The 17,657-nt window shown below is 71.0% G+C and carries 14 protein-coding genes; 8 read left to right on the top strand and 6 right to left on the bottom strand.

The features are described 5' to 3' along the window. The first annotated feature begins 258 nt into the window (after positions 1–258). Complete coding sequence (locus OHA98_RS06530; protein WP_266923258.1) at positions 259–1,989, top strand: Ig-like domain repeat protein; 1,731 nt, start codon at positions 259–261, stop codon at positions 1,987–1,989. Positions 1,990–2,067: 78 nt separating this feature from the next. On the opposite strand, the gene OHA98_RS06535 is transcribed toward OHA98_RS06530, so the two are convergent. From OHA98_RS06535 to OHA98_RS06545, 3 genes are all read right to left on the bottom strand, one after another. Next, complete coding sequence (locus OHA98_RS06535; protein WP_266923259.1) at positions 2,068–2,490, bottom strand: hypothetical protein; 423 nt, start codon at positions 2,488–2,490, stop codon at positions 2,068–2,070. A gap of 81 nt (positions 2,491–2,571) precedes the next feature. Beyond that, positions 2,572–3,783 carry a pyridoxal phosphate-dependent aminotransferase gene (locus OHA98_RS06540; protein ID WP_266923261.1) on the bottom strand — a complete coding sequence of 404 codons (1,212 nt, stop codon included), beginning with the start codon at positions 3,781–3,783 and terminating at the stop codon, positions 2,572–2,574. Positions 3,784–4,052: 269 nt separating this feature from the next. Continuing rightward, positions 4,053–4,865 (bottom strand): arylamine N-acetyltransferase, encoded by an 813-nt coding sequence (locus tag OHA98_RS06545; RefSeq protein WP_266923263.1) that lies wholly within the window; start codon positions 4,863–4,865, stop codon positions 4,053–4,055. Positions 4,866–5,077: 212 nt separating this feature from the next. Between OHA98_RS06545 and OHA98_RS06550 the strand changes: the two genes are divergently transcribed. Then, entirely contained in the window at positions 5,078–5,950 is an 873-nt protein-coding gene (locus tag OHA98_RS06550; protein WP_266923265.1) for a serine protease, read from the top strand. Positions 5,951–6,127: 177 nt separating this feature from the next. Here OHA98_RS06550 and OHA98_RS06555 read toward each other — a convergent pair whose 3' ends face one another. Then, entirely contained in the window at positions 6,128–7,759 is a 1,632-nt protein-coding gene (locus OHA98_RS06555; RefSeq protein ID WP_266923267.1) for an amidohydrolase family protein, read from the bottom strand. Positions 7,760–7,773: 14 nt separating this feature from the next. Then, on the bottom strand, positions 7,774–9,066 hold the full coding sequence (locus OHA98_RS06560) for an alanine racemase (protein WP_266923269.1): 1,293 nt from the start codon (positions 9,064–9,066) through the stop codon (positions 7,774–7,776). 138 nt (positions 9,067–9,204) lie between these two features. On the opposite strand from OHA98_RS06560, the gene OHA98_RS06565 reads away from it, so the two are divergent. From OHA98_RS06565 to OHA98_RS06580, 4 genes are all read left to right on the top strand, one after another. Further along, positions 9,205–10,314 (top strand): sugar kinase, encoded by a 1,110-nt coding sequence (locus OHA98_RS06565; protein WP_266923271.1) that lies wholly within the window; start codon positions 9,205–9,207, stop codon positions 10,312–10,314. Continuing rightward, positions 10,311–11,069, top strand: coding sequence for an IclR family transcriptional regulator (locus tag OHA98_RS06570; RefSeq protein ID WP_266923273.1), 759 nt, complete (start codon positions 10,311–10,313; stop codon positions 11,067–11,069). The genes OHA98_RS06565 and OHA98_RS06570 overlap by 4 nt, the downstream gene beginning before the upstream one ends. 5 nt (positions 11,070–11,074) lie before the next feature. Next, entirely contained in the window at positions 11,075–11,485 is a 411-nt protein-coding gene (locus OHA98_RS06575; RefSeq protein WP_266923275.1) for a RidA family protein, read from the top strand. 121 nt (positions 11,486–11,606) lie between these two features. Beyond that, on the top strand, positions 11,607–13,082 hold the full coding sequence (locus tag OHA98_RS06580) for a GntP family permease (RefSeq protein WP_266923277.1): 1,476 nt from the start codon (positions 11,607–11,609) through the stop codon (positions 13,080–13,082). A gap of 190 nt (positions 13,083–13,272) precedes the next feature. Here the strand turns inward: OHA98_RS06580 and OHA98_RS06585 are convergent, their stop codons facing one another. Further along, positions 13,273–14,997: a glycoside hydrolase family 18 protein gene (locus OHA98_RS06585; protein WP_323179522.1), complete on the bottom strand. Its 1,725-nt coding sequence runs from the start codon at positions 14,995–14,997 to the stop codon at positions 13,273–13,275. Positions 14,998–15,672: 675 nt separating this feature from the next. On the opposite strand from OHA98_RS06585, the gene OHA98_RS06590 reads away from it, so the two are divergent. Further along, positions 15,673–16,539, top strand: coding sequence for a hypothetical protein (locus tag OHA98_RS06590; RefSeq protein ID WP_266923279.1), 867 nt, complete (start codon positions 15,673–15,675; stop codon positions 16,537–16,539). A 407-nt stretch (positions 16,540–16,946) separates the two neighbouring features. Further along, complete coding sequence (gene cpaB, locus OHA98_RS06595; RefSeq protein WP_266923281.1) at positions 16,947–17,654, top strand: Flp pilus assembly protein CpaB; 708 nt, start codon at positions 16,947–16,949, stop codon at positions 17,652–17,654. Positions 17,655–17,657: the final 3 nt, after the last annotated feature.

Below are 17,657 nucleotides of genomic sequence, written 5' to 3' on the forward strand. Positions count from 1 at the left end.
CGGGCGCGCCGCCGGGGTGCGCCCGCGATGTGCCCCGCGGCCGGGTCTTCCGACATCCGCCCTGACCTGTGGGGTCAACAGCCTGCCGCGGTAAGGCCCCTGGAGCCCCCTCATGGCTCCAGGGGCCGCCCCATTTATAGAGAACGTCCATGCATCGCCAGATGCTTGCGCACGAAATCTTCACTCCTGTTGACTCGTTCTTCACAAGGTGGCCCGCTCTTCACGCGGGCCATGAACGAGTCCGTGGGGGGACCTCAGTTGAAGAATTCCCGGCACCGCATCCGTACGGCGGCGACCCTGACCGCACTCACACTCGGCACGGCGGGCCTGACCGCGCTGGGCGCTCCCGCCGCGATGGCGGCCGGGGAGCGGGTGGCCAAGCTCCCGGTCTCCTCGTACTCGGCGATGGTCGTCGACTCCGCCCGTGAGCGGGTCTACATCAGCGACGACACCCGGTCCCGCAACGCGGGGCAGGTCCTCGTGTACAACTTCGCGGGGGAGAAGGTCGGTTCGCTCACCACCGACACCTCGCCCTCGGGGATGGCGCTCAGCACGGACGGCTCCACGCTCCATGTGTCGCAGTCGACCGGGATCCTCTCCTTCGACACCGGGACACAGACCCGCACCGGCCAGGCGTACGCCAACTACCACGTGGAGTGCCCGCGCGATGTGGCCTTCGCCGGCGGAAAGCAGTGGTACACCGAGGTCGCGGCCACCAGCGACTGCGACACCCGCAGCAGCCGGCTGTACATGGCCGAGGGCAGCGGGGTCGTCAACACCGGCTGGAACGACCTGGGACGGCTGCGCCTGTGGAGCGGCCCCGAGGCGCCCGGCCGTCTGCTCATGGGGCAGCCGCGCACCGCGGGCGTGACCGACCCGTTCCTCACCGCCTTCGACGCGACCGGCAGCACGCTCGTCCGCGGCCCGGAGCGCCGGTTCGCGGACGCCGCGGGCAAGGGCGCGCTGGACCTGAAGGACGTCGCGCAGTCCGCCGACGGACAGCGGATCGCCGTCGCCGACGCCGCCGCGGGCACCCGGCTCCTGGACGCCGCCGACCTGTCCGACGCGCCGGTCGCGTACCAGCCGCTGCCCGAGGGGGCCACGGCGTCGGCCGTCTCCTTCAGCGGCGACGGGAAGTACATCGCCCGGGGCGCCGCCGCCACCGGGGGCACCGCCGACCTGCTGGTGCAGCCGGCCGACCCGGCGGACCGTACGGCGCCGCTGGAGTTCGCCTTCGACGGGGCGCTGGAGGGGAACCGGGTCGCCCCGCGCGGCCTCGGCTGGTCGCAGGACGGCGCACGCCTCTTCGCCGTCACCACCAACGGCTCCGGCAACGAGTACTGGCTGCACATCATCCAGCCCCCGGCCGCGCAGCACGACTCCCGCTTCACCGGGACGCTCGGCACCACCCCGGGACAGGCCGTCGTCGGTGAACCCCTCGGTATCCGGGGGCGGCTGGAGCTCGACGGGCCCGCGCCCGCCGAGCCGGTGAAGGTCTCGGCGGTGCGCCACGACGCGAACGGAGACCGCCGGCTCGCCGCCGTCGAGGTCGACGCGGACGGCTCGTTCACGGTCCTGGACGTGCCCGCGCTCGTCGGCGACGCCACGTACACGGTCTCGTACACCGGGGACCTGACGCACCGTCCGGCCCAGGACGTCACGCTCGCCGTCGCCGTGGCCAAGGCGCCGACCGCGCTCGCGCTGACCGCTCCGGCGGAGGGGGTGAAGGGCGAGGGGCTGGAGATCACCGGCCGCCTGACCGGGCAGGGCCGCGCCCTTCCGGCCGGGATCACCCTGACCGTGGAGCGTGCGGACAAGAAGGGGACCGGCGTTCTGACCTCGGCGGCGGTCGCGGCCGACGGTACGTTCCGGATCAATGACCTGCCCAGGGCGACCGGCCAGGTGACGTACACGGTCGGCTACGCGGGCGACGACCTGCACAGCGGCTCGACGGCGTCGGCGACCGTACGGGTGCGCAGGGCCGGCTGACCGGCGGCCCACCCGGTGGGTGGCACCCGGTGGGTGGCACCCGGTCCACGCGCCTCGACGGCCCGTGGACCGGGGCCGTCAGCGGGCGCCGACCAGCTGTGCGCCGGTGGCGGTGGCGGTGGTGGCTTCGGGCGCGGGGGCGGCCAGCGCCGCCGTGTGGGCGTCCATCCGCTCCGCGGAGAGGATCGCCGCCGCCGTGTCGGCGCGTGAGGCGGACACCACCAGCGCGCGGCCCGCGAGGGCGTGGGCGCGGCGGTGGAGCGCGGCCGGGGCTGCGTCCGTCAGGCCGGCGTGCCGGGCGGGCGGTGCGCCGCGCAGCCGCGCCACCTGCTCGGCGATGCGGTCGCCCGCCGCGCCGAGCCCCAGCTCGTCGGTGACCGCGAGCAGCGCGGCCAGATGCCCGGCGAGCTGGATGTCCAGCTCCTCCTCGCGGGAACGGTGCGGGAAGTCGGCGTCGTCGGCCGGTGTGTGGACCGATTTGCTGCGGATCGGCTCGTACATGGATGGCCTCCTGCGTGATGCGTGGGATCCATCCTAGCTTGGATTTAGTCTAAAGTTATGCGCGATCCGGGAGTGGTCGCATTACGGCTGTCCGTAACCGTCCAGGAAGCTGCCGATCCGGGTGATGGCATCGGTCAGATCCTCGACCGAGGGCAGGGTCACCACCCGGAAGTGATCGGGCTCCGGCCAGTTGAACCCCGTCCCGTGCACCACCATGATCTTCTCGGCCCGCAGCAGGTCGAGAACCATCTGCCGGTCGTCCTTGATCTTGTAGACCTTGGGGTCGAGCCGGGGGAAGAGATACAGCGCCCCCTTCGGCTTCACACACGTCACCCCGGGGATCGACGTCAGCAGGTCGTACGCCACGTCGCGCTGTTCCAGGATGCGCCCGCCGGGCAGCACCAGATCGTTGATCGACTGCCGCCCGCCGAGCGCGGTGGCCACCGCGTGCTGCGAGGGCATATTGGCGCACAGCCGCATATTGGCGAGGATCGTCAGCCCCTCGATGTACGAGGTGGCGTGGGCCTTCGGGCCGCAGACGGCCAGCCAGCCGGAGCGGTAGCCGGCCACCCGGTAGTTCTTGGAGAGACCGTTGAAGGTCAGCACCATCAGATCGGGGGCGATCGAGGCGGTCGGAGTGTGGGTCGCGCCGTCGTACAGGATGCGGTCGTAGATCTCGTCGGAGCAGACGACCAGTTGGTGCCGCCGGGCGATCTCCGTCAGCCCGCGCAGCATCTCGTCGTCGTACACCGCGCCGGTCGGGTTGTTCGGGTTGATGATCACCAGGGCCTTGGTGCGGTCGGTGATCTTCCGCTCGATGTCGGCGAGGTCGGGCATCCAGTCGGACTGCTCGTCGCAGCGGTAGTGCACGGCGGTTCCGCCCGCCAGCGAGACCGAGGCGGTCCACAGCGGATAGTCCGGAGCCGGTACGAGCACCTCGTCGCCGTCGTCGAGCAGCGCCTGCATCGACATCTGGATCAGCTCGGAGACGCCGTTGCCGAGGTAGACGTCCTCGACGTCGAGGTCGATCCCCTTGGTCTGGTAGTGCTGCATCACCGCACGGCGCGCGGACAGCAGGCCCTTCGCGTCGCCGTAGCCGTGCGCCCCGGAGAGGTTGCGCAGTATGTCTTCGAGGATCTCGGGCGGGCATTCGAACCCGAACGCGGCAGGGTTGCCGGTGTTGAGCTTGAGGATGCGCTGACCGGCCGCTTCCAGCCGCATCGCCTCCTCCAGCACGGGGCCCCGGATTTCGTAACAGACGTTGGCGAGCTTCGTGGACTGGATGACCTGCATGTCCGCGAGCTTACGACCGTGTTTCGCGGGGTGCGCGGAGATTGCCCGTCCGCCGCGCCTCCCGGCCAGGAGGCCTGCCCGCCCCCGGCTTCCAACGGAATGTGTCCCCCCGCTCCGCGCCGTGGGAACCCTGGCGGGGACGCCGTCGCGGCTTGGAATACGGGCGCGGGGCGGAGGGCGGGTGAGATGGGCCACGTGGAGGGAGGCGGGGTGACGCCGATGCGACTCCGGCCCCTCGCCCCGCACCGTCTCCGGCCCGCCCCCCCGCCTCATTCCGGCAGACGGGTGCCCTCCGGGAGGCGGATGCCGAAGTCGTCCCGCAGGACCTGGAGCACCTCGGCCGAGTCCGCCAGCACGCGCTCCCGCACCGTGCCGTCGTCGGCCGTCTCGACCAGATCGCGCCCCGACAGGGCCAGGTGGGAGCCCGGCCGGGTGCGCAGGGCGTACACGGCCTGCCGGAACGGCGAGCGCGGGTTGGTCGCGATGTGCCAGTTGATCACTTCGAAGTCCGGGGCCTCGAAGGGTTCCAGCGTGAAGACGTACTGCGGCTCCCAGGCCCCGCCCTTCTCCGTCCGGAGCTCCCACAGGTCGAGCGGCCCGTGGTGCGGGGTGTGGACGAGGCTGTGGTGGCGCGGGGTGTCGAACAGCTCCGCGCCCGCCACCATCGGGATCGGCTCCAGCAGCGCGCTGACCGCGCCGAAGCCGACATCGGCCAGGTAGGGGGTGTCCCCGCCGGGCACGTCCACCCGCATCAGCATGTGTGTACGGGGCCGGATGTCTCCGGGGGCGGCCCCCAGCATCACCCGGGCGGCGAGCGGTGTCACCGTGAATCCGAGCCGCTTCAGGACGGCGGAGAAGAGCGTGTTGTGCTCGTAGCAGTACCCGCCGCGCTCGCCGCGGACGAGCTTGGCCTCCAGATCGGCGAGTGCCAGGGACGGCGCGGACCCGAGGACCGGTTCCAGGTTCTCGAACGGGATGCCCAGCATGTGGGCGCGGTGCACGGAGCGCAGCACCTCCGCGGTGGGGCCCGGCTCACCGCTCCAGCCGATGCGGGCGAAGTACGCGTCGAGGTCGAGTGTCATACGCCGACCGTACGCAGCCGGGGCGGCACCGGGGCGTCATGTCCGCCGGCGGGCGCCGTCCCGGTCGGAGGGGATCCGCTCCGGTGCGTCCTTGATCGGCCAACGGATGGCTTGAATTCGCCCCTTGTGGCGTCCCCGCATGTGCGCCAGCATGCGCATGTCAAATGTCGGAAGATCTCCGGCTACTGACACCACTGGAGGGGACCCCCCACATGAAGAAGCCTCTCGTCGGTGCGTTCCTCGCTGTCCTGCTCCTGGGAGCGGGGGTCGCGCCCGCCACCGCGGCGTCCCCGGCCCCGTCCGGGGCCGGAGCGAAGGTCGCGGGCGACGCCCATGCCACGGCCAAGGCCAAGGCGGTCAACTTCGCCGGGACCGTCGCGCTGAGCAACTGTTCGGGCTCCGTCGTCCGCTCGCCCGGTTCCCAGCCCACCGATCCCGCCCTCGTGCTCTCCAACGGACACTGCATGGAGTCCGGCTTCCCGGGCCCCGGCGAGGTCGTGCTCGACCAGCCGTCCAGCCGCTCGTTCACGCTGCTCAACGCCGCGGGCAGCGGCGTCGGCACCCTGCGGGCCAGCAAGATCGCCTACGGCACCATGACCGACACCGACGTCTCGCTGTACCAGCTCACCAGCACCTACGCCCAGATCGAGAGCAGCTACGGCATCAAGGCGCTGGAGCTCGAAACCGCCCACCCGGCGGCCGGCTCCGCGATCACCGTCGTCTCCGGGTACTGGAAGCGCACGTACAGCTGCAACGTCGACGGCTTCGCCTACCGCCTCAAGGAGGGTGAGTGGACCTGGAAGGACTCGGTCCGCTACACCTCGGCCTGCAGGACCATCGGCGGTACGTCGGGCTCCCCGGTGGTCGACAACGCCACCGGCAAGGTGGTCGCCGTCAACAACACCGGCAATGAGGACGGCCAGGAGTGCACGGACAACAACCCGTGCGAGGTTGACGAGAGCGGCAATGTGACCGTCCGCGAAGGCATCAACTACGCCCAGCAGACGTACAACATGGTCCCCTGCATCGGCACCGGCAACAAGATCGACCTGAACCGGGCCGGCTGCGCCCTGCCCAAGCCGTAGTCCCCGTACGCGTCGGCGGGTCACCACGCGGGCGCCGCGCGGGCCGGGAACTTCAGGCCCGCGCGGCGCCCGCGTCGTGCTCCCCGGGCTCCGGGTGCCGTCCCCCGCGAAGGACCTGGCCTGGGCGCGGGAACGGGCCGGCGGCTCGGGTGCCTGATCCGGTCACCCGACAGGCTCTCAGCGCCGTGCGCCCGTGCTCCGTACCGAGCGCCCCGCCAGCACCGAGGTCCGCCGGCCGTCCTCGATGACGAAGCGGCCGTCGATCAGGACGTGCGGGATGCCCGCCGGCAACGTACGGGGGTTCTCGAACGTCGAGCCCGCCGCCACCGTCCCCGGGTCGAACAGCACCAGGTCGGCGCGGTAGCCCTCGCGGACGAGGCCGCGGTCCGCCAGCCGCAGCCGGGCGGCCGGACGGGACGTCAGATGGGCGACGCACTCCTCCAGCGACAGGATGCCCAGCTCCCTCACGTACCGGCCGAGATACTGCGGGAACGTGCCGTAGGCGCGCGGATGCGGCTTGTCGCCCTGGAGGATGCCGTCGCTGCCGCCGGTGTGCACCCGGTGGCGCATGATCTGCCGGACGTTCTCCTCGTGGCCGACGTGCTGGAGGATCGTCGTGCCGAGCCGGTCCTCGACCAGCAGCCGGTGGGCGGTGACCCAGGGGGCCTCGCCGCGCAGCCGGGCGGACTCGGCCACCGTGCGGCCCACATGACCGGCCAGCTCCGGCACCCCGACGCCGGAGATCTCGATGGTGTCCCACTCGATCGGCACCCCGTGGCAGCCGTCCGAGCCCAGTACCTCCAGGTGGTGACGTATCCTCTCCGCCGTCTCCGGGTCCGCGAGACGGGTCAGGACGGACTCCGGGCCGCCCTCGCCCGCCCAGCTCGGCAGCATCGCGACGAGCGTCGTGCAGCCGGGGGTGTACGGATAGGTGTCCAGCGAGATGTCGGCGCCCGCGTCCAGGGCCTCGTCGAGCAGGGCCAGCAGCTCCGGGGCCTTCCCCTTGTTCACGCCGAAGTTCATGGTGGCGTGGGCGAGATGGAGGGCGCAGCCCGCGGTACGGGTGAGCCGCACCATCTCCTCGTACGCCTCCAGCGCGCCCGCGCCGTAACTGCGGTGGTGCGGGCAGTAGTAGCCGCCGTGGCGGGCCACCACCCGGCACAGTTCGGTGAGTTCGGCGTCGTCCGCGTACATCCCGGGGGTGTACGTCAGTCCCGAGGACATGCCGACCGCGCCCTCGGCCATGCCCTGGGCGACGAGCTCCCTCATCCGGTCCAGCTCGGCGTCGGTGGCGGGGCGGTCGTCCCAGCCGACCGCGTACATCCGGACCGTGCCCTGCGGGACGAGATAGGCGGCGTTGACCGCGATGCCCCGGCCGCCGAAGTTCGCGTCGAGCCGGTCCAGATAGCCGCCGACCGTGCGCCAGTCGAAGTCGATGTCCGTGTCCTCGGGGGCACCGCCGTTCCATCCGCTGATGGAGCGGCGCACCTCCGCCAGTGTGCGGTCGTCGGCCGGGGCGTACGACAGACCGTCCTGGCCGAGGACTTCGAGGGTGACGCCCTGTGCCGCCTTCGCGCTGTGGTCCGGGTCCCGCAGCAGTGCCAGATCGCTGTGGGCGTGCATGTCGATGAAGCCGGGGGAGAGGGCGAGGCCGCCGGCGTCCAGGACGCGGGTGGCGGTGGGCCGTGGGCCGGGGGCGTCCTCGGTGTGGATCTCGGCGATCCGTCCGCCGTCGACGGCGACATCGGCGCGGCGGGCGGGGGTGGCGGTGCCGTCGACGACCAGCGCGTCGCGGATGACCAGGTCCATGGGGGCGCCTCTGCTCAGAAGAACGTGCGGATGTAGTCCGTGACCGTGCCGTCCGCCGTGACCAGCGGAATCAGCTGCCACTTGTCGAAGCTGGTGCAGGGGTGCGACAGGCCCATGCCGACCCAGTCGCCCACCTCCAGCTCCGCGCCCGGCTCCGTACGCACCCAGGTGTGCTGGTCGGAGAGACCGGTGACCGTGAGTCCCGTCGCGGGCCGCACCGAGCCGTCCCGGCCGGAGCGGACGACCTGCGCCTCGGGGAGGTCGAGGTCGTACGCCGCGTCGCGCTTGCCCGCGTTGAGGAAGGCCTGCTCGCCGGTCGGGCGGGACACCACCTGGGCCCAGAGCCGGAAGGCGGGCTGGAGCGTGCCCTCCCCGGGGATCCGGTTGAAGGGGGTGAGGCGCTTGTAGTGGCCGTCGTCGTGCGAGACATAGGCGCCCGAGCGCAGCAGCTTCAGCACGGGCAGGCTCAGCGCGGGGATCCCGGCGAACACCTCCGCCACCGTGTCGAACCAGGCGCTGCCGCCCGCGCTGATCACGATCTCCTCGCAGCCGGCGAAGCGCCCCTCCGCGTCGAGGCCGGACGCCAGCGCCACGAGGCGCCGCAGCCACTCCTGTACGCGCTCCGGGGTCGCGCCCGGGACCTCGCCCTCGTACCCGGCGACGCCCACCAGACGCAGGGTCCCGGCGGCGGCCACCGCGTCCGCGACCGCCGCGCAGTCCGCGTCGCTCCGGGCGCCGGTGCGCGCGCCCTCGCCCGCGCCCAGCTCCACGACGACATCGACCGGGCGGCCGGCCCCCGCGTCGCGCAGGGCCTCCTCCATCAGCTCGACGCCGCGCACCGAGTCCACGTAGCAGATGAAGCGGAACTCCGGGTCGGCCGCCAGCTCACCGGCCAGCCAGCGCAGCGCCACCGCGTCGACGACCTCGTTGGCCAGGAAGATCCGTCGGATGCCGTACGCCCGGTAGACCCGCGCCTGGTGCGGGACGGCCGCGGTGATGCCCCAGGCACCGCGCTCCAGCTGGTCGGCGAAGAGCCGCGGCGACATCGACGTCTTGCCGTGCGGGGCGAACAGCAGGCCGTGGCGCTCGGCGTACGTCTCCAGCAGCGCGAGGTTGTGCTCGACCGACTCGGCGGACAGCGCGAGCACCGGGGTGGTGAAACCGCCCGTGAAGAGGTTGCGGCGCTCGGCGGCCAGGGCGCCGACACTCAGGCCGTTGGCGTCGGGCGGCAGCGACTTGAACCGGTGGTCGACACGCTCCTCGGCGAGGCCGGACACGGTGTGGAGGGCGGGGCGGTCGGCTGCCAAGACGGACTCCTCGAAGTGTTCGTTGCACCATATGCAACACCCATTGCGCATATCGCTCGATGCTGTCTAACATCCGAGCCGATGCCGGGTCAATGGTGAGAGCCGGTGCCGCACGCCCGATCATCGAGGAGCCCCAGAGTGCCCGGACCCGCAGCAGGGACGACCAGCGCCGCCGCGACCCCCGACGTGGTGTGTCTCGGTGAGTCCATGGTGACGTTCCGGCCCTCACGGCCCGGCCGCCTCGCCGACGTCCCCTCCTTCGGCCGCGGCATCGGCGGAGCCGAGTCCAACGTCGCCTGCGCGCTCGCCGCCGCCGGGCACCGGGTGGCCTGGGTCAGCCGGGTCGGGGCCGACGGCTTCGGCGACCACCTCGTCGAGGCCATCGCCGCGTACGGGGTCGACACCTCCGCGGTCCGCCGCGACCCGGACCGCCCCACCGGCGTCTACTTCCGCACCGCCACGGACCGGGCCACCGACACCCACGAGGTGGCGTACTACCGGGCAGGCTCCGCCGCCTCCGCGATGTCCCCCCACAACGTCCCCCACGAGACGCTGTCCGTCGGCCGCTTCCTGCACCTGTCCGGCATCACGGCCGCGCTCTCCGCGGACTGTCTGGCCCTGCTCCACGAACTGACCGCACCCCGGTCCGGCCGCCCGCTGATCTCCTTCGACGTGAACCACCGGCCCGGCCTGTGGCGCGGCAGCGAGGCGGGACCGGACGTCCTGCTCGACCTCGCACGCCGCGCCGACCTGGTCTTCGTCGGGGAGGACGAGGCGGACGAGGCCTGGGGGCTGAAGGGCGCGGACGCCATCCGCGCGGCCCTGCCCGAACCCACGCTGCTCGTCGTCAAGCGCGGCGCGGAGGGGGCCACGGTCTACTCGTCACCCCGGCCGGGCGCCCACCTGGGCCCCCGCCCCGGACCCTGCGCCGACACCGCCGCCGCGGCGGCGACCGACACCGTCACCGACGTGCCCGCGCTTCATGTCGACGTCGTCGCCCCGGTCGGAGCGGGCGACGCCTTCGCCGCCGGGTTCCTCTCCGCCACCCTGCGCGGCCTGTCCGTCCGCGACCGCGCCCGGCACGGCCATCTGATGGCCGCCGCCGTCCTCACCGTGCCCGGCGACCTCACCGACCCGCCGCCGCGCGAGCGCGCCGACCGCCTCGCCGCCCTCGACGACGACGCCTGGGGGAGACTTCGTCTCGGCCCCGGGTGGACGGGGGACGACCAGGAGGTACGTACGACATGAGCCAGACCGTCGACCGGGCGCTGAGCATCCTGCCGCTGCTCGCCCAGGGGCCCGCCGACCTCGGCCAGGTCGCCGAGCGGCTCGGCGTCCACAAGTCCACGGCGCTGCGCCTGCTCCGTACGCTCCACGAGCACGGACTCGTCTACCGCCAGCAGGACCAGCGCTACCGCCTCGGCGCCCGTCTCTTCGCGCTCGCCCAGGAAGCCGTCGAGAACCTCGACGTACGCGAGATCGCCCACCCCCACCTCGTCGAACTCAACGACCGGTGCGGACACACCGTCCACCTCGCCGTGTACGAGGAGCACGAGGTCCTCTACATCGACAAGGTCGAGAGCCGCTACCCGGTCCGGATGTACTCACGGATCGGCAAACCCGTCGCGATCACCGTCGCCGCGGTCGCCAAACTGCTGCTCGCCGACCTGACCGAGGCCGAGCGGCGGGCGATCGCCGAGACGCTCGACTACCCCATGTACACGTCCCGTTCCGTCCCCGGCGCGGGTGCGTTCCTCAAGGAACTCGCCGTCGTACGCGAACAGGGCTGGGCCACCGACCTCGGTGGCCACGAGGAGTCCATCAACTGCATCGGGGCCCCGATCCGCGGCGCGGACGGCCGGGTCGTCGCCGCGATGTCGGTCTCGGCCCCCAACGTGGTCGTCACCGCGGAGGAACTCCTCACCCTGCTCCCGCTGGTGCGCCGTACCGCCGACGCCATCAGCCGGGAGTACTCCGGCACCACCCCACTCAAGAAAGCCTGATCGTCATGACCGAGAAGATCTCCCTCACGCCCAGCACCCACGCCGCCCCGCCCGCGAAGTTCTCGCACGGTGTGAAGAAGGGCAACATCCTCCAGGTCGCCGGCCAGGTCGGCTTCCTGCCCGCCGTGGCCGGTGAGCCCGCCACCGTCGTCGGCCCGACGCTGCGCGAGCAGACCCTGCAGACCTTCGCCAACGTCAAGGCGATCCTCGAAGAGGGCGGCGCCACCTGGGACGACGTGATGATGATGCGCGTCTACCTCACCGACGTCGGCCACTTCGCCGAGATGAACGAGATCTACAACGCGTACTTCGAGGAGCAGGGCCTCGCGGCCCCCGCCTCGGCCCGTACGACGGTCTACGTCGGCCTCCCCAAGGGCCTGCTCATCGAGATCGACGCGCTCGCGGTCCTCGGCTGACCGGCTTGCCCCACCCGCGGTACCGCTCCAGCGACCCGTCCGGCACGGCGCCCCGCACCACGGGGGCGCCGTGCCGCGCTCCCCCCTGCCCGGAACCGCCCCCCGCCCCCACGGAGTCACCATGCTGCTCGCCGCCACCCCACCGCCGGCCGGGACGCCACCCCACACCGGTGGACTCCTTCTCCTGATCGACGGCACCGCCGGACTGCTGACCGTCGCCGCCCTCGGCATCGCCCTTCTCCTCTTCCTGATCATCAAGGTCAGGCTCCAGCCGTTCGTCGCGCTGCTCGCCGTCTCCATAGCCGTCGGCCTCGGCGCCGGTCTCTCCGTGACCGAACTCTTCGGAACCGTCCAGAAGTCCGCCGCGGTCTCCGTCATCGAATCGGGCATGGGCGGCATCCTCGGCCATGTCGCGATCATCATCGGACTCGGCACGATGCTCGGCGCGATCCTGGAGGTCTCCGGCGGCGCGGAGGTGCTGAGCACCCGCCTGCTGAACCTCTTCGGCGAGAAGCGGGCCCCGCTCGCCATGGGCCTCACCGGCCTCATCTTCGGCATCCCGGTCTTCTTCGACGTCGGTATCTTCGTCCTCGCCCCGATCGTGTACGCCGCCGCCAAGCGCTCCGGCAAATCGATCCTGCTGTACGCGATGCCGCTGCTCGCGGGCCTGTCCATGACCCACGCGTTCCTGCCGCCGCACCCCGGCCCGGTGGCCGCCGCCGGACTCTTCCAGGTGTCCCTGGGCTGGGTCATCCTGATGGGCGCCGTCGTCGGCATCCCCTCCGTACTCGCCGCGTGGGGCTACGCCGCCTGGATCGGCAAGCGGATCTTCGTCGAGGTCCCGCAGGACATGGTCGAGGCCGCCGAGGAGGCCAGGGCGGCCGTCGTCGCCGAACAGCGGGCCGCCGGGGTCACCCCGCACGAGGCGCCCGTCGCCCTCGGCACGGTGCTCGCGATCATCGGAACCCCGCTGCTCCTGATCCTCGCCGCGACGTTCTCCTCCATCGCGCTGGACCCCTCCACACCCCGCTCGGTCATCGAGTTCTTCGGCAACCCGTTCGTGGCCCTGACGATCGCGCTGCTCCTGGCGTACTACCTGCTGGGCATCCGGCGCGGCTGGTCCCGCAAATCCCTGGAATCGGTCTCCACGTCCTCGCTCAAGCCGGTCGGCAACATCCTGCTGGTGGTCGGCGCGGGCGGCATCTTCGGCGCCGTGCTCAAGGGCAGCGGCATCGCGGACGCCCTCGCCGACACCTTCAACGACGTCGGCCTGCCGGTCATCCTGCTCGCCTGGCTGATCTCCGTGGTGCTGCGCGTGGCCCAGGGCTCGGCGACGGTCGCCATCGTCACCACCGCGGGCATCGTCGTCCCGCTGGTCGAGGGCCAGGACATGTCCCAGGCGCACCTTGCGCTGATCATCATGGCGATCTCCGCCGGATCGATCTTCGCCTCGCACGTCAACGACGGCGGCTTCTGGATGGTCTCGAAGTACTTCGGCATCCCGGAGCGCGACACCCTGAAGTCCTGGACGGTCCTGGAGACGGTCCTGTCGGTGGCGGGGTTCGTGGTCGCGGCACTGCTCAGCCTGGTGATCTAGGGGCGTGTGCCGAGAGTCCCGCCCGGCTCGCGACGCCCGGGTCCGGGACCGCCAGGGTTTCGCCCCGCCCGGGTCCGGGCCCGGCTCCGGGCCGGTTCCGAGGGTTTCGGTTCGGGCCGGAACACGCAGCAGCGCCGCCGGGGGAGCGGCGGCGCTGCTGGTCAGGGGTGTCGCTCGGGCCTCGGGAGGGTTACGGCAGACCGTGGACGTGCGGGCCGACCGCGTTCGACCAGGCGTTGCCCGCCGTGGCGTCCCAGTTCGTCGACCAGGTCATCGCGCCGCGCAGGGCCGGGTAGGTCTTGGCCGGCTTGAAGGAACCGCAGTTGGTGCCCTTGGCCAGGCAGTCCAGGGCGGCGTTCACGACGGACGGGGCGACGTAGCCGCTGCCCGCGCCGCGGGTGGAGGCGGGGACCCCGAGACCGACCTGCGAGGCGTCGAGACCGCCCTCCAGCTGGATGCAGGCCAGCGCGGTGAGGAAGTCCACCGAGCCCTGCGAGTAGACCTTGCCGTCGCAGCCCAGCATCGAACCGCTGTTGTAGTACTGCATGTTGACGACAGTCAGGATGTCCTTGATGTTCAGCGCCGTCTTGAAGTACTCACCGGACGTCGACTGCATGTCGATGGTCTGCGGCGCCATCGTGATGACGAGACCGGAGCCCACCTTCGAGGACAGCGAGCGCAGTGCCTTCGTCATGTAGGTGGAGTTGAGGCCGTTCTCCAGGTCGATGTCGACCCCGTTGAAGCCGTACTCCTGGATGAGCGCGTGGACGGAGTTCGCGAAGGCCGTGGCGGAGGCGTCGCTGTTGACCGAGACGGAGCCCTTCTCGCCGCCGACCGAGATGATGACGTTCTTCCCGGCGGCCTGCTTGGCCTTGATGTCGGCCTTGAACTGGTCGACCGTGTAGCCGTTCAGTCCGGCACTGTCCAGGTTGAAGGTGACGGCACCCGGCGTCGCCGTGGCGTCCGCGAAGGAGACCGCGATGATGTCGTAGTTCGCGGGGACGTCACTGAGCTTCTGGACGGCGGCGCCGTTGTTGAAGTTCTGCCAGTAGCCGGTCACCGCGTGCTTCGGCACCGAGGTCACCGGGCCGGGCCCGGTGTTCTCCTTCGCCGTACGGGCGCTGACCGCGGCGGACTTGACCGACTCGCCGGCCTCGTTGGTGGCGCTCACCGAGAACTGGTACGCGGTGTCGGCGGCCAGGCCGCTCACCGTGGCCGAGGTCCCGGTGGCCGCGGTGGCCTTGGCGCCGTCCTTGTAGACGGTGTAACCGGTGGCGCCGGAGACGGCGTTCCAGGAGAGGGCCACGGAGGACGCCGTCGTCGTACCGGCGGCGAGACCGGCGGGCGCGCCGGGGATCGACGGGCCGGGGTCGGTACCGCCGCCGTCGGGGCCGGTCACCGAGATGTCGTCGACGAGGTAGGACGCCTGGCCGTACCAGCCGTGGGTGTAGACGGTCACCGAGGTGGTGGACGCGCCGGTCCTGAAGCTGGTGGAGAGCTGCGTCCAGGCCGTGGAGCCCGGCGACCAGGTGGCGACGTCCGTGGTGCCGGTACCGCTCGCGCCGAGGTAGGCGTAGCCGCCCTGGACCCAGGAGCTGAGCGTGTACGTCGAGTTGGGCTTCACGGCCACGGTCTGCGCGCACCTGGCGTTGTCCTGGCCGGCCGGGGTGGCCCTGAGCGCCGACGTACCGCTGCGCACGGGGGAGGAGACGGCGGCGCCGCTGCCTCCGGAACAGGTCCAGTTGGCGAGTCCGGACTCGAACCCGGCGTTCCTGGCGACGTTGACGTCGGCCGCCTGGGCGCTGCTGACGAGACCGGTGACGGTCAGGGCTCCGGCCGCGACGACGGCCATGGCACCGCCGAGGACGGGCCGGACGTGACGCATTCTGCGCCTGCTGCCTGCGGAGCGTTCCACTGTTGCCTCCGGGGGAGTTGGGGGGTGCGTGACGGGGATGCCGGCGGGGTCGTACGGGGGGTCGTACGGGGGGTCGTGCGGGGGGTGCGGGACGTGCCGGACGTACGCAGAGGTGTACGGGGGATGTGGAGCCGAAGAACGGTGGCCACCGCTGGCGGATAAACTGGTCCAGACCAATCGAGTTGTCAAGACCTCTGGCAGCGATGGGCGCCCCAGACGGGTGTTCGACACCTCCTTCGGGAGGGCCCCGGAGGGCCCTCCGGCAGCCGTTTCTTTACGGGAAGATGTCGCCGCGGCCACCTTGTGGTCCCCTGGTGGGTGACTTCGCGCGAGACCTTCGGACCGTGACGAAGGCGCGCTGTCGAAATGAACCGGAACGCCCCCCGGGACCTCTCTGACGTGCGCGGATGAAGTGACGGGCCGTCGGGGGCGGCGGGGCTCCGTAACACTCCGCAGTGGTACAGGAGTTAACCAGTCTTGATTTCGTCCTATTTGGTACCCGGGCGCCGTCGAGGCGGTGTTCGCATGTTGTCGTATCGGTCCCCGATAAGTGTTCTCTGCCTGGTGAGACGTGGCTAAAGTGCTGGGGCAGGAGCACCGGGCAGGAGCGAATGCGGCCGACGTCACCACGACGGCCGGAGCTGAACGGGGAAGAGCGTGCCGACCGCAATAGCAGTGACAAGCGCAGATCTGGTGCTGCCGCCCACCGATCAGCAGACGCCGACCGCGGCCCTGCTCCAGGCTCCCGAAGCCCAGACCATGGAACACGCCATCGGTGACATGCACCTGCTGCTGGAGCAGCACGGGTATGTGATCGCGGTGTATCCGTCCAGCATCCAGCCGGCCCACGAACGACGGCTGTTCGGCATCCGCTCCGTCCTGGAGAGCGACCGGATCGCGCTGGTCAAAGTGGACCTGCCGCCGCTCGGCGTCGCCGTGCTGGTGCGTCAGCTGCGTCAGCTCTCACTGAGCGATTTCAGTCCCGGGGTGGTCGCCTCCGCCGCCCGGCTGCTCTCGCACTACATCTACGCGGGTGCGCTGCTGCACTCGGTGGCCAAGCTGGACCGGGTGGCCGTCAGCCTGAAGAGCCATGCGAAGTCCTGGGTGCCCGGCTCCCAGTTCGCCGTGCTCGCCGGTCCCGAGTCTCAGCTCATCAAGGTCGGCCCTGCGGCGGAACCGCTGACCGGACCGGAATTCGGCACGCATCTTTTGGTGGCCAAGGGGCAGTCGCAGTCCGACTGGGTGCAGGAGACCCTGGCTCCCGCCTGGAAGGTCCAGGCCATTCATGACGCAACCCTGCCCGGCGAGTCCTCCCGCTGGTGGGGTACGGGGAAGCTGGTGGAGTTCGCCGCCTACCTCCCGGACATCTCCGTCCTGTATCAACTGGTGTCCTCCGTACGGAGGGAAAAGTGCCACTGGTGCGAAATGGAACTCATCGGAGACCGCTGCGGATTCTGTTCCTCCCCGCTCGCGTCCGCCGAGAACCGCTCGTACTCCACGGGTGTCCTGCATCAAGAGGTGAACGCATCAGCCGCCTCCTAGAGCCGCCGGGCGCCCAGCGCCACTGAGTACCGGGCCGCACCGCCCGGACAACTGGACATCCAGCACCAACGCGCAGAAGTCGCACGACCGAGCAGAATCCGTACCACCGGGCACCGACCGGGCTCAACCGCACAACTCCCGCTCCACCACCCGCTCGTGCACCACCCGACCAAGCACTCCCGCTCCTCCCGCTCCGGGCGCCCCCTCCAGCGCTCACCACTCTCAGAGCCGTCCCGTCCCGCATCGTCACAGCCATCTCCGCGAACCCCGCACTTCGCACGCCGAACCATCGCACTACGCGCGTTGTGCTCCTGCTTTACCGCACTTCGCGCCCCGTACGTCGTACTCCGCGCATCCCTCTCTGTCCGCTGCCCCACGCATCCGAATCGAACGAGGTTGTCCGGCCCATGAACTCCCGCCAGCGCCGCGGCGTGATACTCCTGCTCCTGTCGGTCCTGTGTGCCTTCGGTGCTTTCGCCGGTGTGCTCTCGGTGATCAGCGATGTGAACTCGAAGGTCGGTCCCGAGGTGACCGCATATCAGCTGAAAGCCGACGTGGCCCCCTATACGGCCCTGAACGACGGTCAGTTCGAGAAGATCAAGATGCCCAAGCGCTGGCTCTCGGAGAACGCCGTGACCAACCTGCGGGAAGTCGAATCGAAGATCGCCGTCACCCAGCTCCGCAAGGGCTCGCTGCTCCAGTCGGACATGATGGCCCGCAAGCCCGAACTCCGTGCCGGTGAGCAGGAGATCGCCATCATGATCGACGCGGCGACCGGTGTCGCGGGCAAGATCACGCCCGGCGCCACGGTCAACATCTACGCCACGTTCGCCGGTGAGCAGCAGGACGACGTCTCCCAGTCCAAGGTCATCGTCTCCAACGCCAAGGTGCTGGACGTGGGCAAGCTGACCGCCCTGGAGCCCCGCGGGGACCAGCGGAGCACCCAGAGCACCGAGGCCGTGCCGATCACCTTCGCCCTGAACACGCTGGACACCCAGCGTGTGGCGTACGCCGAATCCTTCGCGGAGCACGTACGGCTCGCCCTCGTCGCGCCCGGCAGTGACGGCACCATCCGTCCGGGGGACCGCACCTACACGCTCGACAAGGACAAGTGAGGA

It is taken from the genome of Streptomyces sp. NBC_00654 (genome assembly GCF_026341775.1).
GTDB lineage: Bacteria > Actinomycetota > Actinomycetes > Streptomycetales > Streptomycetaceae > Streptomyces.